The sequence below is a fragment of the Exiguobacterium acetylicum genome, from assembly GCF_019890935.1.
Taxonomy (GTDB): Bacteria; Bacillota; Bacilli; order Exiguobacteriales; family Exiguobacteriaceae; genus Exiguobacterium_A; species Exiguobacterium_A abrahamii.
The window spans coordinates 953,936-973,623 of record NZ_CP082333.1 but is presented as its reverse complement, the minus strand read 5'-3'; the positions used below and the strand labels follow the sequence as shown (position 1 = coordinate 973,623).

Sequence of the window (19,688 nt, the reverse complement as noted above, 5' to 3'; positions counted from 1 at the left end):
TCCTTAGGCGTGAACCGCAAGTCCGTCGACGGCAAGTGCTGCTTCTCCGAATGCTTCTGACAAGGCCGGGTGCGGATGCACGAGCTGTCCGACTTCCCATGCCGTTGCATTGAGTACGAGCGCTAATCCACCTTCACTGATCAGTTCCGTTGCTTTTGGTCCGACGATGTGGACGCCGACGAGATCATCTGTCTTCGCATCGGAGACGAGCTTGATGAAGCCTGCCGCTTCTCCTTCGATCCGCGCTTTCCCTAATCCGTTGAATGAGAAGCTTCCGACCTTAACGTCCATTCCGGCACGTTTCGCTTCGTCTTCCGTCAAACCGACCGATGCCGCTTCCGGTACGCTGTAGATACAACGTGGTACGAACGCATACTCAAGTGGTGTCGTCGTTCCGTTTACGATCGCCTCGACCGCTTTGACACCTTCTGCTGACGCAACGTGCGCCAGTTGTAAGCGACCGATGACATCCCCAATCGCATAGATATGTTGATCCTTCGTCCGGAAATGGTCATCTACTTGGATGAAGCCATTTTCGACGACGATATTCGTGTTTTCAATCCCAATGCCTTCGACGTTCGCCATTCGACCGATTGCGACAAGCAATTTATCCGCTTCAAGCGTCGTTTGTTCTCCGTTACGGTCGATCGCGATCGAGACACCGTCTTCTGACATCCGGAACGTGTTACTTTGTGCAGCTGCGCCGGTATGAATCTTGACGCCCCGCTTTTTCAATTGACGAGCGACTTCACGACTGACTGCCGCATCTTCCGTCGGTAAAATCCGGTCACTGAATTCAACGACCGTTACTGCGACGTCAAAATCCGTCAACATCGATGCCCATTCGACACCGATGACACCGCCACCGATGATGACGATCGACTTTGGCAAATCTGCCATATCGAGTGCATCATCCGAGCTGAGGACATACTCTGAATCAAAAGCGAGTCCGTTCAATGGACGTGGACGCGACCCTGTCGCGACGATCAATTGACGCGGAAGGATCAACTCGCCTTCGCCTTCTTCCGGCTCGACGCTGATTGTTCCCGGCATTGGTGAAAAGATACTTGGTCCAAGAATCGAACCCCGACCATGAAAGACTTCAATCTTTCCTTTTTTCATCAGATGCTGAATGCCTGCCTCTAATCCATCTACGATCTCTTGTTTACGTTGTTTGACCTGTTCGAATCGTAAAAACGATTCCGGTACGTCCACGCCATATGTAGCAGCGTGTTTGACCGTCTGATAGACTGCTGCTGATTTCAAAAAGGCTTTAGATGGGATACAGCCACGATGTAAGCATGTCCCGCCTAATTTTCCTTGTTCCACGATTGCTACCGACTTCCCGGCTTGTGCCGCACGGATCGCGGCGACATATCCACCGGGTCCACCACCTAGGACAACGACGTCGAATTCTCTAGCCATGTTGGTTCGCCTCCATATTCCTTAACTTCTTCTTCCCCACGTAAGACACGCAACACTCCTTCTGCGAGCGCCTGCAACTCATCTTCACCAGGACTACGTACGACTTGACCGAGGTGGGCGATGCGTTCTTCGATCGCACGCGTCAACCGATCACTATAGGCAAGTCCGCCTGTTAGAATGATCGCGTCGATCTGACCGAACAAGACAGCACTTTGACCAGCGATCTCTTTTGCGATCCGGTACGCCATCGCGTCATATAACAATGCCGATTTTTCGTCGCCTTCTTCAATCCGGCGCTCGATCTCGATCGCGTCAAACGTTCCCAAGTGCGCGACAAGTCCGCCTGACCCAACGACCAGACGCTTCATCTCTTCAAGTTTATACTTGGTACTATAACATAGTTCTACTAGTTGACCAACAGGTAGCGATCCGCTTCGTTCTGGCGAAAACGGTCCTTCTCCATCGAGTCCGTTATTGACATCGATGACACGCCCCTCTTGGTGCGCACCGACCGTAATCCCACCGCCCATGTGTGCGATGATCAGGCGCAGTTCCTCATAGGGACGTCCGATTTCCTTCGCGTACCGCTTCGCGACAGCTTTTTGATTTAAAGCATGGAAAATACTCTTTCGTTCAAGTTCAGGTAAGCCTGTAATCCGCGCAATCGGCTCGAGTTCGTCAACGACGACTGGATCAACGATGAACGATGGGATGTCGAGTGTCCGAGCAATCTCATCCGCAAGGAGTCCACCGAGATTCGAGGCATGGACGCCAAAAATACCGCTGAGTAAGTCTTCTCGCATTTCCCGATTGACGGCGTACGTACCGCTGACGAGTGGTCGGAGTAGTCCTCCGCGTCCCACGACAGCGGTAAGCGCTTTCAAATTAATCTGTTCTTCAGCTAACACTTCGAGTAACACATGACGACGCATCTCCAGCTGTGCTGGAAGCGGTCCTCCGACCGCCTCCGCTGGATGGCGTAACGTCTTCGTGAACACCTGGTTCGCTCCTTCGAAGATACCGATCTTCGTCGACGTCGAACCGGGATTGATCGTTAAAATACGTTCGCTCATGGATATCCTCCTCTGATCAGCCGCGTGATCCTAGAATGTTTTTATCACGACGCAGGAACTGACTGCGGGCACTACGCATCGTCGCGATGCGCTCTTCTGCCATTTTCTCAGCCGCACGGTATGTCGGTAAATGATCGCGTTTTGCGATTTCGAACACTTTCGTGACCGCATCATAGACGAGTTCAACTTTTTTCATAGCACGATCACGGTTGTATCCGTCGAGTTCATCGGCAACGTTGATGACACCACCGGCATTGATGACGAAGTCTGGTACGTATAAGATATCGCGTTCTTCAAGCATGTCACCGTGACGGTCTTCTTTGAGTTGGTTATTTGCTGCACCAGCGATGATCTTGACTTTCAATTGGGGAATTGTCTCGTCGTTTAATGTCGCACCGAGGGCACATGGCGCAAAGATATCCGCTTCGACACTGTAGATGTCTTCTGGTGCGACGATCAAGGCACCAAACGCTTCTTCTGCACGTTGAAGTGCTTCTTGGTTGATGTCCGTGACGATCAGTTTCGCCCCTTCTTCATGTAAATGACGGCATAGATTGAAGGCAACGTTACCGACACCTTGGATCGCAATCGTTTTTCCACCAAGTGAATCTGTTCCGTACACTTCTTTTGCCGCTGCTTTCATCCCACGATAGACACCGTATGCCGTAACCGGTGATGGGTTACCACTTGATCCGAATGCTGGGCTGACACCAGTAACGAAATCTGTCTCCATGTGGATGTAATCCATGTCTGCAACTGTCGTATTGACATCTTCTGCTGTGATGTAACGACCGTTCAGTGACTGGACGTAACGTCCGAATGCCCGGAAGAGTGCTTCTGACTTTTGTGTCTTCGCATCGCCGATGATGACCGCTTTACCACCACCAAGGTTTAATCCAGCGGCTGCGTTCTTATATGTCATCCCTTTTGATAAACGAAGCGCATCAATCAATGCCTCTTCGTCTGATGCATAGTTCCACATGCGAAGTCCACCGAGTGCCGGTCCGAGTGTCGTGTCATGAATCGCGATGATTGCTTTTAGTCCTGATACTTTATCGTGGCAAAAAACGACTTGTTCGTAATCTTCCATCTCCATTGTTTCAAAGATGCTGAAGCGTGATTCTACGTTTGTTTCGACCATTTTAAGTTCCTCCTCAAATTGTTTGTTTTACTTTTTTCGTCTGTTGGGCATTTAATAGCGCAAAGGCTAGTGAGTACATTTTTGCTTCTGCTGTATCGGCACGGCTAGTCAAAACGACTGGCGCCCGCGCTCCGACGAGAATCGCCGCAACCGAGGCATGTGCGAAATACATAAGTGATTTGTAGATGACGTTTCCGACTTCGATTTGCGGAACGACGAGTAAATCCGCCTGACCTGCTACATCTCCCGTCAATCCTTTTTGCTGGGCAGCGACGAGATTTACGGCATTGTCGAGTGCGAGTGGTCCGTCTACAAGGCAATCCTTGATTTGACCACGTCGGTTCATCTGTGTCAAAAGTGCGGCATCAATCGTCGCCTGCATCGTCGGATTGACGACTTCGACAGCTGCTAAGACTGCGACTTTCGGTAAGCCGTATCCGAGAGCACGTAAGGCGGAGACACCGTTTTCGATGATCTTCACTTTGTCTTCGAGTGTCGGTTGGATGTGAATCGCTGCATCGGTTAATCCGATCGCTGATTCACGCCCCGGTACTTCGAACAAGGCGACATGCGACAAGACATTCCCTGAACGCAAACCCGTTTCTTTGTTCAAGACAGCTTTCATGAACGTAGCTGTCGGAACAAGACCTTTCATCAAGACGCTCGCATCCCCTTTGCGAACGGCATGAGCAGCACGTTCTGCCGCTTCTTGCGATGTAGAAGTATGCGTGATCACGAACTGTGACTCTCGTAATGCTCGTTTTTGAATCATCTGCTGAATCCGTGTCGCATCCCCGAACAAATGAAAACGCGCTAAATCGTTCTCAATTGCTAATGCGACAGCATCCATCACTTCTTCGTCATCCGCAGCTGCAATCGCAACGACGGAATCTTCGAGTCGAGCTGCCTGCTCGACCATTTCACTGAATCTCACCGTATTCCCCCCTCACCTGTCATACATAAATAGTAATAGCAATTTTCGTGCCAATTCAAAAGAGACGGTAGGTTAAGCAAGAACGTCTTTAATTTTGCACGCTTTTGCATTTTTTGCAATATATTGCACGCAAAAATTTGCGCTTCATGAATAGATGTTAAATCGTTCCACTTTGTAATAAAGTGCCCGAAGAGAAATCCCGAGTTGTTTCGCCGCTTCTGTTTTGTTGCCATTAAAGGCAGTAAGCGCTTCCCGAATCAACCGTTCTTCGACGTGTGACATCTCGTCCGATAAATGTTTGATTTCCTTTTTCTGTCTCGTCGCAACTTTCGTTGTTTGTGGCACGACAAGCTGCAGATGACCTTTTCGTAAGACGGTTTCTGTTTTATCCGTAAAAATCAACGCGCGACCGATGACATTTTCAAGCTCGCGGACATTTCCTTTCCACGGTTGCTTCTTCATTGCTTCGAGTACATCATCTGAGATCCGTCCGACCGATCGTCCATAACTTTGATTCAATTTACGGAGTAAGTGTAAGGTCAATGGTGCGATATCATCCGGTCGCTCACGTAGTGCCGGTATGTGAATCGGTAACCGATTGATCCGGTAGTAGAGATCTTCTCGGAACTCATTCATGATGATCTTTTGTTCTAGATTCGCATTCGTCGCCGCGATAATCCGGACATCGACTGGAATCGCCTTCGTCCCACCGACGCGAACGACTTCATTTTCCTGTAACACCCGTAATAGTTTGGCCTGGACGTCGAGTGGTAGTTCGCCAATCTCATCTAAGAATAGCGAACCTCCATGTGCTTCTTCGAAATATCCCCGCTTCCCACCACGTCGCGCTCCTGAGAAGGCGCCTTCCTCGTACCCGAATAGTTCACTTTCGAGTAACGTCGGTGCGATTGCCGCACAGTTGACGCGGACGAATTGTTCATATTTACGTTCGCTCGCTGCATGAATCGCATGTGCAAACAGTTCCTTGCCGGTTCCCGATTCACCGCGAATCAAGACGTTGACGGGCATCGTTGCCGCAAGCTTTGCTTGATCGACGACGAAGCGCATTGCTTCACTCTCGGCGATGATATCATCGAATGTATATTTGGCTTCGAGCGTCCGGATTTTTTGTCGCGCTGCCTTCAATTCTTTGGCGAGTGCCTTCATTTCCGAAATATCCCGAATGACCCCAACGGAACCGCGAACTTGTCCATCGACGATGACGGGTGCCGCGTTGACGATGATATCGCGTTGATCTTGCCCGATCTTCATGCGAACATCTCGAACGTTCTCGCCCGTATTCAAGACTTTCAAATGAACGGATTCCTGCATTCCGATATCGGCACTTGCCGGTTTTCCGACGACGTCTCGCTCCGTGAATCCAGTCATACGCGTATATGCCGGATTGATCAGCATCGTCTGTCCGTCTTGATCGGCGACAGAAATCGCCTCGCTCGTACAATGAATGATTGCTTCGAGCATTTTCTCTTTTTCAGTCAATCGCTCAAGCAATACTCTAATGAATTCACCCGGTAAGACCGCCGCTCCCGGAAAATCATGAATCAATTGCTCAAGTACGCCAGTTTCTCCTGTAGCGTCAATGATGAAATCGACATCAGCTCCTTCAAAAGCTGACCAGTTCGTTTCAATCCGAATGTCCGCACGCCGTGCAAGCGCCACCCCAGGCGCCTCCATGTTTGGATCGACAAGACCGATGACTGTTAATAATGGTGAACGTTGAAACGCATGCAGGACTTCTGTTCCCCCTTGACCAGCCCCGACGACGAGTAGATGATGCATATGAATTCCCCCTTTGAAACTGCTTACATTTCTATCGTACTCGGAATAAAATAGGGAAGCAAACCCGATTCGCAGAACGATCGATTTTTTGATACAATACGCTTGGAAAGGAGTGGCGTCCTATGCGTATCATTGGTTTGCTCTCATTATTAATCCCCGGCATCATCGGCGCGATTGGTATTAAGCTCATGCGTGATAGTGTTTTTCTAATTGCGCAAGTGCCGTTTAAATACTTAGGCGATGCGGCTTACGTATATGTATTGCAAGGTCTCGTTGGTTTGGTTCTTGCGATGGGTGGCATTGGATTTGTCGCAGGATATGTCTTTTATCGCGATCGAAAACGTGGAAAAGTCTCCGACCGCTATCAAAAAAAATGAACACAGAAAAAGGTCCCCATCTCTTGAACTCATTTCAAGCGCGGGACCTTTTACTCGTATAAAATTGGTTTCACTTACGGATGAACTCCTCTCATAGTTAGAACTATTCGTGTACTCCAAAACCTTAGGTGTTCCTCTTAATGAAGAGGTAGAAAGAAATCAGATCTGGCTATCGGGCTAACGATAGAATGGTGTTTCAGTTCCATCATCTGACTGTACTCGGGACCTAGGTGGAGCGTAATGTCATCCGCTTGAAGCAGTCAAACATTCGGTTGCTAACAATCACTGCTAGACAACACTCCTTTTCACGAACTGTACTTTTCATTTTAGACGATCCGTTACCTTCCACTTTTCCCTAGCTTCGAAATCATGGAAGCTCCCATTCATTCGAGATTTCCCATCTAGAATGAACAAGATACCTTGGTACGACTTCTACCAAGAGAATGTCGTCCGGCATTCTTGAGCCATTTACAGTCGGCGTTCTGAGATGATGTTCATCAACAGGATTTCCGGAGTCCTTGTCGACTCGACGTTCATCTGACGTCTTGCCAAATCATTTGGTACCTTTATTATAACAAACATTTCAGTTTATGCAATATTTATTTGCAAGCGCTTTTATATATTTTTAGCTTTACGGTATGCTATAAGCAGAACGTAATCGAAAGGAGATCTTTCATGCGAAAAATCATCGTTTTCGAACATCTATCGTTAGACGGTGTCGTTCAAGCACCGAGCGGAAAGAATGAGGACATGAGCAATGACTTCGAACAGGGGGGATGGACTGCTCCATTTCAACATCCTGAGATCGGTCAGGTCATCCGAGGATGGATGCAAGAGGATTGCGCCCTGTTACTCGGTCGCGCGACTTACGAGCAATGGTCGAGTTACTGGCCACTCCATGCCCATATCTGGCCAGTTGCCGATCGTGCCATGAAGTATGTTGCTACGCGACATACACCACCTATTCGTTGGCAGCCGACGACATATTTGAATCAACCGACTTCAGAACTAACACGCTTGAAACAACAAGACGGACCACCGCTTCACGTCTGGGGTAGTAGTCAACTTGTTCATACGCTTTATCAAGCTGATCTGATCGATGAACTTCGATTGATCCACTATCCGGTCATCGTTGGTTCTGGTAAACGTCTATTTCCCGACAATGGAATGACGCCTCTCACTTGGAACGTCACGAAACGACACACGTTTGATAACGGTGTGTTGATCGCTTACTATGAACGGGATCGGAACTAAAAACACACCGTCTAACCATCAGACGGTGTGTTTCCTTTAACCAGATTGTTCTTGATTCATATGACTCGAAACATACGAGATGAATTCCGAGTTCTTCGGACTTTTCTCTTGTTCGATCCGACCATTGAAGAGCTCGTGCTGTTGCATCCCTTCGTTCCAAGCGGACTTGATGGCGTGACGCATCGCCCGTTCGACGCGAGATGCTGTCGTTTGATGTTTTTTCGCGATCGTCGGATAGAGTTCCTTTGTGATCAATCCAAGTAAATCTTCCCGTTCAAGCACCATTAAGACAGCGTCCTTTAAATACGTGAAGCCTTTGATATGCGGAGCAATCCCCACTTCTCGCAGTGTCGTACCGACTCTTAAGTCAATTGTTTCGACGATCGGTGCTTGTCCTTGATGCGTCACGAGACGAATTTTTTGAACGAGCTGATCCATGCTGAACGGTTTAAGTAAGAAGTACGATGCTCCGAGAGTGACCGCCTGTTGTGAGACCTCATCCTTACCGAAAGCACTCAACATGATGACAGCAGGGTTCTTCTTTTTCTTCATCAATTCTTCGAGAACACCAAGCCCATCTAAATGAGGCATGATGATGTCGAGAAGCAATACGTCCACTTCATGTTCTTTCATACGTTCGAGACAACTCTCGCCATTGTAGGCGACGCAAACGACTTCCATGTCTTCTTGCGCAGAGATATGCTGGCGAATCAGTTCGACCATTTCGCGATTATCATCTGCTATCCCGACTTTAATCAATCCTTACACCCCATTTTTAAGCGATTCTTTCATCGTCTTCGCCTGATCCATCAATTCCTCGGCATGGCGTAACGTCAAATCCGTCATATGTGCACCGGAAATCATCCGTCCTAGTTCGTTTCCTCGATCTGACTGAGACAAGACGTTGACCTGTGTCGTCGTACGATCCGTCTCCTCGATTTTCCGAATATAGAGATGTTGATCGGCCATCGAAGCGACTTGCGGTAAGTGCGTAATACAAAGCACTTGTCCGTCTACCGATAATCGGTAGATTTTTTCAGCCATCGCTTGTGCGACACGACCCGATACTCCTGTATCGACTTCATCGAAAATGATCGAAGCAACTCCGACCGAGCGCGAGAAGATTGACTTCAATCCGAGCATGATACGAGATAACTCCCCGCCCGATGCAACTTTTCCGAGCGACTTGAATGGCTCTCCCGCATTCGTCATGATGAAGAACTCCACTTGGTCGATTCCGTTCTTGCGTAGCATCGGTGTCTTCCCGTCTTGAAGAAAACGAATTTCAAACCGCGCTTTTTCCATGTAGAGCTCACGTAACTCCAGATGAATCGCTTCGCTTAATTGAACGGCCGCTTTTCGACGCTGTTGCGACAGACGCCCGCCTATCTCAAACAATTCGCCTTCGAGCTGTTCGACTTCGGCTTTTAAGCGCTCAATCCGTTCATCTCGATTCGTCATCGTATCAAGTTCAACTCGAATTTTTTCCCCATACGCAATGACTTCCTCGATCGTCGCCCCGTATTTTCGTTTCAGTTGTTGAAAGACGGATAAACGTTGTTCGATCTCATCGAGTCGATTGGAATCAAACTCAAGTGTTTCAAGTTGATCTCGAATCGCATACCCGACTTCTTCGAGTCCATAAAAAGCGCTTGCGATCGCGTCACTCTGCTGCGAAAACTGTTCGTCGATGCTTGATGCTTGTTGTAGTTCACGCATCGCATCTCCGACAGAGTCGATGCCGCGCATCTCATCATGCAAAGCATCGTACGCTGTCTTCAGTGACGCATATAGCTTCTCGAAATTCGCGAGACGATTTCGTTCGACGAGCAACTCGTCTTCCTCATGTGCTCGAAGTTTTGCGCCTTCGATCTCCTCCGTCTGAAACGATAGTAAATCAATCCGTTGAGCGAGTTCTTGCTCACTTTGCGCGAGCGATTGCAGCGCCGTCCGTTTTTCTTCATACGCTTGATAACCGGACTGGTAGGCTTGAAGGAGCGGTGCAATCGTCTCTTGCGCGAAGTCATCGAGAATCGCTTGATGATACGTACTGTCCATTAAATGCTGATGTTCATGTTGCCCGTGCATGTCGACGAGGACACGTCCGAACTCCCGTAAGATCGTCAGTGTGACCAGCTTATTGTTGACGCGACAGACACTTTTCCCGGTCGCGAACAGATCACGTCGTAAGATGATCAATCCATCTTCGATATCGATACCATACTCTTCTGCGAGATCATAGACGAGATGGTCGTCTTCAATCAGAAACAACCCTTCTAGCTCCGCCCGATCTTCCCCGTATCGAACGAATTCCGCGGATCCACGTCCACCAATCAATAATCCGATCGCGTCGAGAACGATCGATTTACCGGCACCTGTTTCCCCAGTCAAGACGGTCATTCCTTTTTTAAAGTCGATCTGTAGCTCGTCAATGATCGCAAATTGTTTGATCGATAATTCAGCTAGCATCCTGTCAACTCCTTACAGCATTTCTAAAATTCGTTCCGTCACTTCTTTCGCTTGTTCCTCACTTCGTGCGATCAATAGGATCGTATCGTCCCCACACACCGTGCCAAGCAGTTCGTTCCAGCTCAAATGGTCCAGTAAGACAGCGACTGCATTCGCATTTCCCGGCAGGACATGCATGACAATCAGATTTTGAGCAGAATCAATCGAGATGAAGCTGTCCCCGAGCAGACGCCGCAATTTCCCGAGTGGGTTGAAGCGTTGGTCGGCGGGTAAGCTGTATTTGTAACGTCCATCATTCAACGGGACCTTAACGAGATGAAGTTCCTTAATATCTCGTGATACCGTTGCCTGTGTCACCTTATATCCTGCATTCCGTAATTCCTCTACCAATTCATCTTGGGTTTCTACTTCCGACTGGGTGATGATCTCCCGAATCTTAATCAACCGTTGCCCCTTTGTCATCCCTGCACCTCACAGTATTCTTCGATGTTACTATTGTAATCCAATAAATCATTAAAAGTCCACGTTTGCCATTTTATTATATGGTTTTCGTCGCTTTGAACAACAAGGAGGACGGACCCATGAACCGGGTCCGTCCTCGTTTATCTGTTCGTTTAAAGACTAGCATGTGCTTGCTTGACTGTCTCCGTCGCATGGACGGATGAATCAAGTCCTGGTTGACCAAGGCGCGCATGCAATAAGAACTCGATGTTCCCCTCTCCACCAGTAATTGGTGAGTAGTCGAGCTGTTTCACATAGAATCCTTGTTGAATGAAGAATTCGACCATCTCATCGAGGACACGGACATGAATCCGTTCATCCCGCACGATGCCTTTTTTACCGATATCATCACGTCCCGCTTCGAATTGCGGCTTGACGAGCGCCATGACATCTCCTCCTTCGACGAGGATCGTCTTCAGCGGCGGAAGCATCAACCGTAACGAGATGAATGAGACATCGATCGTCGCAAACTGCGGCGCAACAGGGAACATGTCTGGTGTCGCATGCCGGAAGTTCGTTTTCTCCATCACCGTCACACGGTCATCCGAGCGAAGCTTCCAGTCCAGCTGATTGGAACCGACATCGAGCGCATACATATGTGCTGCTCCATTTTGTAAGGAGCAGTCGGTAAAACCACCCGTTGACGATCCAATATCGAGACCTGTTTTACCCGTGACATCGAAATCGAATACTTGAAGTGCCTTTTCCATCTTGAAGCCTCCACGACCGACGTAGGGCATCAATTGACCTTTGACGTGCAGATCGATGTCCGATTTGACCTTCTCACCGGCCTTCTCTAATCGTTCCGTACCACTAAAGACCAGTCCAGCCATGATCGATCGCTTCGCTTTTTCACGCGTTTCAAACAAACCGCGCTCGACGAGAAGAACGTCGAGGCGGATTTTCTTTACATTTTCCATGAATCGTCACACACTCTGTTTCTTTCCTTGATTGACGAAAGCGCGTACTTCCTCTGCGATTTGTCCAGGTAATAATCCGATTTCTTCCAGTAATTCGTTCACACCGCCATGCTCGATATACCAATCCGGAATACCAAAGCGTTTGACGCGTGGGAATGCTTCCTGCTCATTCGCATGCTCAAGGACAGCTGATCCGAATCCACCTTTTAAGACGGCTTCTTCGAGCGTCACGAGTGGAATGCCTTCTGCGTAAAGGGCGTTCAGCATCTTCTCATCAAGCGGTTTGATCGTCCGAGCATTGATGACACGAACCGACAGTTCGTCTGCTAGGAGATCCGCGATTTTGAGCGCATCTTGTACTTGTGGTCCGAATGCAAGGATGGCGACGTCCGTTCCTTCACGTTCGACTTCCCATGTATCAAGCGAAATTTCTTGCAGTGTCTCGTCCATTGGTACACCGATACCTTCTCCACGTGGGAAACGAACGGCGATTGGTCCTTCATATTTGACGGCCGAATAGAGCAAGTGTTGCAGTTCGTTCTCATCCTTCGCCATGACGATCCGGATGTTCGGTACGTGACGCATGAAGGCAATATCGAAGACGCCTTGGTGTGTTTCACCATCTGCGCCAACGAGACCTGATCGGTCAATCGTAAACGTCACATCTAGATTTTGACGCGCCACGTCGTGAACGAGCTGATCGTATGCACGTTGGAAGAAGGTCGAGTAGATCGATACGACAGGTTTCATGCCTTGCGTCGCTTGACCAGCTGCGAACGTCACAGCATGTTGTTCTGCAATCCCGACGTCAAACATCCGCTCTGGGAATTCTTTTTCAAAACAATCGAGTTTTGAACCGACGCTCATCGCTGGCGTGATCAACGTCAACTTTTCATCATCACGTGCCATCTTCGTCAAAGTATCCGCTACCGTAAAGGAATAACTAGGTGCTTTTGATTTCCCTTTGATGACTTCGCCAGACTCCATCTTGTATGGTCCAAGACCATGCCATGTGCCGACGCCATCGAACTCTGCCGGACGATAGCCTTTCCCTTTTTTCGTGATGACATGAAGCAGGACAGGTCCTTCTTCTTTTTTCACATAGTTGAGTTGTTCAATCAAATCATTGAGGTCGTGTCCATCGACCGGACCGTAATAGTTGAAGCCGAGCTCTTCAAAGAACATGCCAGGAACAAGTGCGCCTTTAACGGCTTCCTTCAACTTCTCGCTTCCTTTTTCAAGGCGTCCGCCAATGACCGGAATCTTTTTGATCAACGTTTCAAGCTCGTCTTGCGCAAAGCGTACTTTACGCGATGAACGAATCCGTCCAAGCATTTGATGCATCGCCCCAACGTTTGGTGCAATCGACATCTCGTTATCGTTCAAGATGACGATGACGTTTTGTTGCTCTGCTCCGATGTGATTCAATGCTTCGAGGGCCATCCCACCTGTCAATGCCCCGTCACCGATGATCGCGACCGCACGGTCATCCTTACCGCTCAATTCGTTTGAAACAGCGATCCCCATTGCTGCTGACAAGGACGTCGAACTGTGCCCTGTCTCCCAGACGTCATGCACACTTTCATTGCGTTTCGGGAATCCACAGAGTCCTTTGTGCTGACGGAGCGTATCAAACTGGCTCGCGCGTCCTGTCAAAATCTTATGCACGTAGGCTTGGTGTCCGACGTCCCAGACGAACTTGTCATTCGGACTGTCGAATTCACGATGCAACGCAAGCGTCAACTCGACGACACCGAGGTTCGGTGCCAAGTGTCCACCTGTCGTCGCTAATTCTTCAATCAAAAAGCGTCGAATATCGCCTGCGAGTACTTCGAGTTCGGAGACCGACATACGCTTTAAAAATGACGGATCCTGTATTTCTGTCAATTTCATACCTTACCGCCTCTTTTCCTTACAATCTTATAGGGTTTGTACCCTACATTGTACTAGAACAATCTATCGAGCGCCATTGTCAGCATAGAAAAAGACGACGCAGATGCGTCGTCCTGCTTAATGGTCGCGCTTGACCACGAAGTCGAGCAGTTCCTTAAGTGTCGTCGCTTCGACTGATAATGCATCAATCGCTTGTTCCGCTGCTTCCACCTGAGCTGTCAGTGCGCGTTTCGCTCCTTCAAGACCCAGTAATTTTGGATACGTTGCTTTTTCGTTTCCTTCGTCGCTACCAACCGGTTTGCCGATTTTTTCAGCATCTCCCGTCACGTCCAAGATGTCATCTTGAATTTGGAATGCGATTCCGAGATGGCGACCGTATTGCTTCAAGTGTTCAAGATCCATCGAGCTGACCGAGGCAAGCAAACCACCTGCTTCGACTGCAAAGACGAGGAGTGCTCCTGTTTTCCGACGGTGAATCGACTCAAGCTCTGCTACGTCATTGATGCCGCCACGCTCACCAAGCATATCGTCGAGCTGACCACCGACCATACCCGTAGCACCCGCTGCTGTTGCCAAGCGTTCGACAAGAGCAAGCTTTACTTCCGACGAAGCTGGTGTCTCAAGAAGACAGCTGAAGGCGTTCGTGAGCAAGGCATCTCCTGCTAAAATCGCTGTCGCTTCATCAAAAGCGATATGATTCGTCGGACGCCCTCGACGAAGATCATCATCATCCATTGCGGGAAGGTCATCGTGAATCAGTGAGTATGTATGAATCATCTCAAGTGCCGCAGCAGTCGCGTCACCTTTTGAACGATCGATGGAAAAAGCATCGAGTACTGCATAAATCAAGGCTGGGCGAATTCGCTTCCCACCCGCATCGAGTGAATACCGCATCGAATCGCGTAAACGATCCGGTGCGTCGAGTCGCTCCATGAACTCTTCCATTTTGTTTTCGACTTGTGTCTTCCACTCATTCAAAGCAATCATTGCGCTCCTCCTTTTTCCCGAAGCGTACCATCTTGCTCCAGGATTTGATCGAGTTTTTTCTCAGCAACAGATAACTTCCCTTGGCAAAGAGCCGTCAGTTTGACGCCTTCTTCATATAGAGCCATCGCTTGTTCAAGAGGAGCTTCGCCCTCTTCGAGTAGCGTGACGATTTCTTCTAATCTTTCCAGTGCTTCTTCAAAAGATTGTTCCGTCTCCATTCTTACTCCCCATCCTCTCGTTTAGCACGAATCGTTCCATCATGGAATCGGATATCGAACGAAGACGCTGTCAATGCCTTCGCGGAACGGACGATTTGTCCATCCTGTTCGACATACGTATAGCCGCGCATCAGAACATGCGTCGGACTGACGGAGTCGAGTCGCGCGAGCACATGACGCACCTGTTGTTGCTTCGATTGCAAAAGTCGACGAACGATTTCGAGTCGACGTCGTGATTGTTCAATCATCGCCCGTTGTTGCACGAAGCGATCCCGCATCGGCACACGCAGTAAGCGTGTGTCAAGACGCTCCACCTGTTGCTGGTGTTGCGCTACTACTTGCTTGATCTCCTTTTGGAGTGACATCTCTGCTCGGTCTAGTTGCTCCTGCTTCAGTCCGAGTAGGACGCGTGGTGATTTCAGACCATAGCTCGCAGCAAGCCGTGTCACTTGCTCCTGCTTACTTTTGAGGAGTTGTGCATACGTTCGTTCTAAACGTCGCTTCACATCCTGTACCCGTCGAGTGAGTGCCTCTGCTTCCGGAGTGACAAGTTCTGCCGCTGCCGTTGGTGTAGCCGCACGAACGTCGGCGACGAAATCACTGATCGTAAAATCCGTTTCGTGACCGACAGCAGAGACGATCGGAATGCGTGATTCAAACACGGCAGTCACGACAGACATTTCATTGAATGCCCACAGCTCCTCAATCGAACCACCACCACGACCAATGATCAACACATCACAGGCAGCATGCTCATTCATCAGCTGAATGGCACGACTGATTTGTGGTGCCGCGTCCGCTCCCTGTACAAGGACCGGGGCAAAGACGATGGCTGCTTGCGGGTAACGGCGCCGGAGTGTCGTTGCGATATCATGAAGCGCTGCTCCTTTTGGCGACGTGATGATTCCGATGCGCTCGGGAAACGCTGGCAACGATTGTTTGATCGCTGGATCAAACCAACCACGCTCTTCAAGATCCACCTTCAAGCGTGAGAACGCCTCATATAGCGCTCCTACGCCGTCTTCCGTCATCCGTTCGACATAGAGTTGCATCTCTCCAGAAGAGACGTATACGGATAAGCGCGCGGTGACGACGACACGCATCCCATCGCGAACGTCTGCTTTGACTCGACTCGCATCCCGGGCAAACATGACGGCTTTCATCCGTGACTGCTCGTCCTTCAACGTAAAATAAAGGTGACCGGAAGAGTGTCGTTTAAAGTTCGACACTTCTCCCACCACCTGGACTTGTTGCAGAAGGGCGTCGCCTTCTAGTTCACGTTTGACATAGTGGACTAAATCGGAAACGTGAAGAGGTTCGCTCATTTCGCGGCCTCGATCGTGTTATGCAGTAGCATCGTGATCGTCATCGGACCAACGCCACCTGGAACAGGTGTGATCATCGATGCAACGTCTTGTACCGTATCAAACTCGACATCACCGACGAGTTTGCCATCGACACGGTTGACACCAACGTCAATGACGACAGCATCCGGTTTCACCATATCCGCCGTAATCAGCTTCGGTACGCCGACTGCGACGATCAAAATATCCGCTTGACGCGTCATCGCACCGAGATCTTTTGTCTTGGAATGACAATAGGACACGGTAGCCGATTCATTCAAGAACAACATGCCGACGGGTTTACCGACGATTTGGCTACGACCGACGACAACGACGTGTTGACCGGCAATCGGTACGTTCATCTCTTTGACGAGATGAAGAATGCCGTTTGGTGTACACGGTAAAAATGTCGGTTCACCAATCATCATTTTCCCGACAGAGACAGGATGAAAACCATCGACGTCCTTTTCAGGAGAAATCGCAAAAATGACCTTACTCTCATCAATGTGGTCAGGCAACGGCAATTGGACGAGAATCCCATGGACACTCGCATCAACGTTCAGACGGTCAATCAAGTGAAGAAGCTCTGATTCCGTTGTTTCTGCCGGAAGTCGGATCAACTCCGAATCCATGCCGATTTCCTTCGCCGCCTTTTCTTTACCACGTACATAGGACTGACTAGCAGGATCTTCGCCAATCAGGATGACAGTCAATTGCGGTTGAATCCGCTGTTCTTTCAGACGTGCGACTTCTTCTTTCAGCTTCATACGATATGAATGGGCTACCTGTTTTCCATCGATTACTACTGCCATGATTTGTCCACTCCCCCAAAAAGTTCGATTCACTCTTCTGTCTGTTTGTCTCTATTCGGTTTTACACGTTTATGAATTTTCTTTGACGACGCCTTGTGCGACCTTACCGAGAACACCGTTCACGATTTTTGTCGCTTCTTCGTCAGCAAACGCCTTCGTCAATTCAATCGCTTCGTTGATCGTCACTCGAACTGGAATGTTCGTTTCGAATAATAATTCGTAGACGGCTAAGCGAAGAATCGTCCGCTCGATGTTTCCGAGTCGTTCGAATGACCAGTTGACCAGTGCTTCTCGGATGTGTTGGTCAATCGTTGCTTTGTTCGTTTCGACACCGTTCACCAATTGCTCGACGAATGTGTCATATTCCTTACCTTCTACCGCGAATTCAATGGCCTCTTGTGCAGTCAGATCCGAAAGCTCCATTTGGAACAAAGATTGGACTGCGAGTTCGCGTGCCATGTGTCGTTTCATCATGATTTTGCGTGCTCCTTTTTTTGTCGTTCTCAATCAGTTAGTTTAGCACATTCCTCTTTTAAAAAACATAGAGAACGCCAAAAAAAGACGGGAGTTCGTCGCACAAACTCCCGTCCTGATTCAGTTAACGATCGTACCTTTTAGCTCACGCTCTGCGAATTTCGTCGTGAACGTCCCACGCCGGAATACCGGGTGACTGAGAACACGTTCGTGGAACGGGATCGTCGTCTTGACACCTTCGATCCAAAATTCAGCTAGTGCACGTTCCATCTTCGCACATGCTTCTTCCCGAGTTTCCGCATGGACGATCAATTTCGCAACCATCGAGTCATAGTATGGTGGAATCATATATCCTGGATAGACTGCGCTATCGATACGCACACCCATTCCGCCTGGTGTCACGTATTGTGTGACGCGTCCAGCAGACGGACGGAAATCATGATCTGGATCCTCGGCATTGATTCGGCACTCGATCGAATGCCCGTGGAACTTGATATCCTTTTGTTTGACGGCAAGCGGATGATCGAGCGCGACTTGTAATTGTGCTTGAACGAGGTCGAATCCAGTGATCATCTCCGTTACCGGGTGTTCGACTTGAATGCGCGTGTTCATCTCCATGAAGAAGAATTCTTCCGTCTCTTCGACGAAGATGAATTCGATCGTTCCAGCTCCCGTGTACTGAATCGCTTTAGCGGCTTTTACGGCAGCCTCGCCCATCTTCAATCGTGTCGCTTCACTGACCGCAGGTGATGGCGCTTCCTCGATCAGTTTCTGCATCCGACGCTGGACGGTACAATCCCGTTCACCAAGGTGAATGACATTCCCGTGACGGTCAGCGAGGACCTGTACCTCGACATGGCGGAATTCTTCGATGAAGCGCTCTAAATAGACATCCCCGTTTCCGAAAGCTTGTTTTGCTTCACGGCGTGTCTCACTTAGCCCGTTGATCAGCTCTTCTTCCGAACGAGCGACCCGAATCCCTTTACCTCCACCACCTGCTGTTGCTTTGATGATGACCGGATAACCAATTTCTTGCGCCAGTGCGACCGCTTCTTCGTCCGTGACCGTTCCATCTGAACCCGGTACAACGGGCACGCCACACTCGATCATCGTCTTCTTCGCAACGTCCTTGATCCCCATCTGACGGATCGCATCCGACGTCGGACCAACGAACTTGATCCCACACGCTTCACACATCTCAGCAAAATCGACGTTCTCGGCTAAGAAACCATAACCCGGATGGATCATCGTCACTTGACGGTTCGTTGCGATCGCAAGGATATTCGTAACGTTTAAGTAGGATGAAGCAGAACTCGCCTCACCGATGCAGTATGCCTCATCGGCTAAACGAACGTGTAAGGCTTCCTTATCCGCCGTCGAGTAGACAGCAACGGTCTGTATTCCAAGCTCCTTTGCCGCTCGAATGATACGGACGGCGATTTCTCCACGGTTGGCAATCAATAATTTTTCCATGCTGTTCACCCCCGTTTACGGACGGATCCGGAAGAGTGGTTGACCGAATTCAACGAGATCTCCATCGGCGACAAGAATCTCGACGACCGTTCCAGATACTTCCGAGTTTAAGTTATTGAAGAGTTTCATTGCTTCAAGGACACAAACGATCTGACCTACTTCAATCTGATCACCGACTTTGACGTATGCCGGTTTATCTGGATTCGGACGCGAATAAAACGTTCCGACCATCAAGGCATTGATCGTGACTGTATCATCCGTAGTCGCCTCTTCCGCGACTGGTGCTGCCGCTTGCTTCACAGGAGCAGGTGCCGCCACTGGAGTAGCAGGTGCTTGATGCGAGACCGTCACTGTTTCTCCTTGTTTCTTCAACTTTAATTTATACGTATCCGTCTCGAGTGAGAGTTCATTTACACTCGACTGATCGAGCATTTCGAGTACTTGTTTCAACTGATCGATTTTCATCTGTCATTCTTCCCCCATCTATGCTGTATTCACAATTATTATACCAGGTGCTAATGCCTACTCAAATACTTATATTAACTGGTCATACCATTGGATGCAAGTCAAGCTGGATGAAAAAAGACGTCTCTC

Annotated in this window: 19 protein-coding genes; 2 read left to right on the top strand and 17 right to left on the bottom strand. The window is 49.1% G+C overall.

All coding sequences use genetic code 11. From position 1 onward, the window contains the following. Positions 1 to 3: 3 nt before the first annotated feature. From lpdA to K7G97_RS04995, 5 genes are all read right to left on the bottom strand, one after another. Positions 4 to 1,425 carry a dihydrolipoyl dehydrogenase gene (gene lpdA, locus K7G97_RS05015; RefSeq protein ID WP_223041505.1) on the bottom strand — a complete coding sequence of 474 codons (1,422 nt, stop codon included), beginning with the start codon at positions 1,423 to 1,425 and terminating at the stop codon, positions 4 to 6. Continuing rightward, a complete protein-coding gene (gene buk / locus K7G97_RS05010; protein WP_223041504.1) occupies positions 1,395 to 2,498 on the bottom strand; it encodes a butyrate kinase in 1,104 nt (367 codons plus the stop codon). The genes lpdA and buk overlap by 31 nt, the downstream gene beginning before the upstream one ends. Before the next feature lie 16 nt (positions 2,499 to 2,514). After that, the gene (locus K7G97_RS05005; RefSeq protein ID WP_023467593.1) at positions 2,515 to 3,639 is read right to left on the bottom strand and encodes a Leu/Phe/Val dehydrogenase; all 1,125 of its coding nucleotides are present in this window, start codon (positions 3,637 to 3,639) and stop codon (positions 2,515 to 2,517) included. A gap of 13 nt (positions 3,640 to 3,652) precedes the next feature. Beyond that, a complete protein-coding gene (yqiS, locus tag K7G97_RS05000) occupies positions 3,653 to 4,573 on the bottom strand; it encodes a phosphate butyryltransferase (protein WP_041255026.1) in 921 nt (306 codons plus the stop codon). A gap of 144 nt (positions 4,574 to 4,717) precedes the next feature. Further along, complete coding sequence (locus tag K7G97_RS04995) at positions 4,718 to 6,373, bottom strand: sigma 54-interacting transcriptional regulator (protein ID WP_223041503.1); 1,656 nt, start codon at positions 6,371 to 6,373, stop codon at positions 4,718 to 4,720. Between the two features lie 122 nt (positions 6,374 to 6,495). Here K7G97_RS04995 and K7G97_RS04990 point away from each other — a divergent pair, with 122 nt between their 5' ends. Both K7G97_RS04990 and K7G97_RS04985 read left to right on the top strand, forming a co-directional pair. Next, the gene (locus K7G97_RS04990; protein ID WP_058265115.1) at positions 6,496 to 6,750 is read left to right on the top strand and encodes a DUF2627 family protein; all 255 of its coding nucleotides are present in this window, start codon (positions 6,496 to 6,498) and stop codon (positions 6,748 to 6,750) included. A gap of 675 nt (positions 6,751 to 7,425) precedes the next feature. Then, entirely contained in the window at positions 7,426 to 8,004 is a 579-nt protein-coding gene (locus K7G97_RS04985) for a dihydrofolate reductase family protein (protein WP_223041502.1), read from the top strand. Positions 8,005 to 8,040: 36 nt separating this feature from the next. Here the strand turns inward: K7G97_RS04985 and spo0A are convergent, their stop codons facing one another. From spo0A to accB, 12 genes are all read right to left on the bottom strand, one after another. Continuing rightward, on the bottom strand, positions 8,041 to 8,763 hold the full coding sequence (spo0A, locus tag K7G97_RS04980; RefSeq protein ID WP_074668437.1) for a sporulation transcription factor Spo0A: 723 nt from the start codon (positions 8,761 to 8,763) through the stop codon (positions 8,041 to 8,043). Positions 8,764 to 8,766: 3 nt separating this feature from the next. Beyond that, the gene (gene recN, locus K7G97_RS04975; protein ID WP_023467587.1) at positions 8,767 to 10,473 is read right to left on the bottom strand and encodes a DNA repair protein RecN; all 1,707 of its coding nucleotides are present in this window, start codon (positions 10,471 to 10,473) and stop codon (positions 8,767 to 8,769) included. 12 nt (positions 10,474 to 10,485) lie between these two features. After that, on the bottom strand, positions 10,486 to 10,935 hold the full coding sequence (ahrC, locus tag K7G97_RS04970) for a transcriptional regulator AhrC/ArgR (protein ID WP_023467586.1): 450 nt from the start codon (positions 10,933 to 10,935) through the stop codon (positions 10,486 to 10,488). 152 nt (positions 10,936 to 11,087) lie between these two features. Then, positions 11,088 to 11,894 (bottom strand): TlyA family RNA methyltransferase, encoded by an 807-nt coding sequence (locus K7G97_RS04965; RefSeq protein ID WP_223041501.1) that lies wholly within the window; start codon positions 11,892 to 11,894, stop codon positions 11,088 to 11,090. Positions 11,895 to 11,900: 6 nt separating this feature from the next. Continuing rightward, a complete protein-coding gene (dxs, locus tag K7G97_RS04960) occupies positions 11,901 to 13,787 on the bottom strand; it encodes a 1-deoxy-D-xylulose-5-phosphate synthase (protein ID WP_223041500.1) in 1,887 nt (628 codons plus the stop codon). A gap of 117 nt (positions 13,788 to 13,904) precedes the next feature. Further along, positions 13,905 to 14,774 (bottom strand): polyprenyl synthetase family protein, encoded by an 870-nt coding sequence (locus K7G97_RS04955; protein ID WP_223041499.1) that lies wholly within the window; start codon positions 14,772 to 14,774, stop codon positions 13,905 to 13,907. Then, positions 14,771 to 14,992, bottom strand: a complete 222-nt coding sequence (gene xseB / locus K7G97_RS04950) for an exodeoxyribonuclease VII small subunit (protein WP_023467583.1) — start codon at positions 14,990 to 14,992, stop codon at positions 14,771 to 14,773. Before xseB ends, K7G97_RS04955 begins: the two co-directional genes overlap by 4 nt. Before the next feature lie 2 nt (positions 14,993 to 14,994). Next, a complete protein-coding gene (gene xseA / locus K7G97_RS04945) occupies positions 14,995 to 16,317 on the bottom strand; it encodes an exodeoxyribonuclease VII large subunit (RefSeq protein WP_223041498.1) in 1,323 nt (440 codons plus the stop codon). After that, entirely contained in the window at positions 16,314 to 17,147 is an 834-nt protein-coding gene (gene folD / locus K7G97_RS04940) for a bifunctional methylenetetrahydrofolate dehydrogenase/methenyltetrahydrofolate cyclohydrolase FolD (protein ID WP_223041497.1), read from the bottom strand. Before folD ends, xseA begins: the two co-directional genes overlap by 4 nt. A gap of 69 nt (positions 17,148 to 17,216) precedes the next feature. Further along, positions 17,217 to 17,621 (bottom strand): transcription antitermination factor NusB, encoded by a 405-nt coding sequence (gene nusB, locus K7G97_RS04935; protein WP_023467580.1) that lies wholly within the window; start codon positions 17,619 to 17,621, stop codon positions 17,217 to 17,219. Positions 17,622 to 17,741: 120 nt separating this feature from the next. Beyond that, entirely contained in the window at positions 17,742 to 19,094 is a 1,353-nt protein-coding gene (gene accC / locus K7G97_RS04930) for an acetyl-CoA carboxylase biotin carboxylase subunit (protein WP_035409099.1), read from the bottom strand. Between the two features lie 15 nt (positions 19,095 to 19,109). Continuing rightward, on the bottom strand, positions 19,110 to 19,559 hold the full coding sequence (accB, locus tag K7G97_RS04925) for an acetyl-CoA carboxylase biotin carboxyl carrier protein (protein ID WP_223041496.1): 450 nt from the start codon (positions 19,557 to 19,559) through the stop codon (positions 19,110 to 19,112). Positions 19,560 to 19,688: the final 129 nt, after the last annotated feature.

What these genes read in the sequence shown, in the direction of transcription:
- buk (WP_223041504.1), bottom strand. Translation starts at nt 2,498, where the DNA reads ATGAGCGAACGTATTTTAACGATCAATCCCGGTTCGACGTCGACGAAG.
- K7G97_RS04965 (WP_223041501.1), bottom strand. Translation starts at nt 11,894, where the DNA reads ATGGAAAATGTAAAGAAAATCCGCCTCGACGTTCTTCTCGTCGAGCGC.
- K7G97_RS04985 (WP_223041502.1), top strand. Translation starts at nt 7,426, where the DNA reads ATGCGAAAAATCATCGTTTTCGAACATCTATCGTTAGACGGTGTCGTT.
- ahrC (WP_023467586.1), bottom strand. Translation starts at nt 10,935, where the DNA reads ATGACAAAGGGGCAACGGTTGATTAAGATTCGGGAGATCATCACCCAG.
- xseA (WP_223041498.1), bottom strand. Translation starts at nt 16,317, where the DNA reads ATGAGCGAACCTCTTCACGTTTCCGATTTAGTCCACTATGTCAAACGT.
- lpdA (WP_223041505.1), bottom strand. Translation starts at nt 1,425, where the DNA reads ATGGCTAGAGAATTCGACGTCGTTGTCCTAGGTGGTGGACCCGGTGGA.
- K7G97_RS04990 (WP_058265115.1), top strand. Translation starts at nt 6,496, where the DNA reads ATGCGTATCATTGGTTTGCTCTCATTATTAATCCCCGGCATCATCGGC.
- nusB (WP_023467580.1), bottom strand. Translation starts at nt 17,621, where the DNA reads ATGATGAAACGACACATGGCACGCGAACTCGCAGTCCAATCTTTGTTC.
- accC (WP_035409099.1), bottom strand. Translation starts at nt 19,094, where the DNA reads ATGGAAAAATTATTGATTGCCAACCGTGGAGAAATCGCCGTCCGTATC.
- K7G97_RS04955 (WP_223041499.1), bottom strand. Translation starts at nt 14,774, where the DNA reads ATGATTGCTTTGAATGAGTGGAAGACACAAGTCGAAAACAAAATGGAA.
- K7G97_RS05005 (WP_023467593.1), bottom strand. Translation starts at nt 3,639, where the DNA reads ATGGTCGAAACAAACGTAGAATCACGCTTCAGCATCTTTGAAACAATG.
- dxs (WP_223041500.1), bottom strand. Translation starts at nt 13,787, where the DNA reads ATGAAATTGACAGAAATACAGGATCCGTCATTTTTAAAGCGTATGTCG.
- recN (WP_023467587.1), bottom strand. Translation starts at nt 10,473, where the DNA reads ATGCTAGCTGAATTATCGATCAAACAATTTGCGATCATTGACGAGCTA.
- xseB (WP_023467583.1), bottom strand. Translation starts at nt 14,992, where the DNA reads ATGGAGACGGAACAATCTTTTGAAGAAGCACTGGAAAGATTAGAAGAA.
- K7G97_RS04995 (WP_223041503.1), bottom strand. Translation starts at nt 6,373, where the DNA reads ATGCATCATCTACTCGTCGTCGGGGCTGGTCAAGGGGGAACAGAAGTC.
- folD (WP_223041497.1), bottom strand. Translation starts at nt 17,147, where the DNA reads ATGGCAGTAGTAATCGATGGAAAACAGGTAGCCCATTCATATCGTATG.
- accB (WP_223041496.1), bottom strand. Translation starts at nt 19,559, where the DNA reads ATGAAAATCGATCAGTTGAAACAAGTACTCGAAATGCTCGATCAGTCG.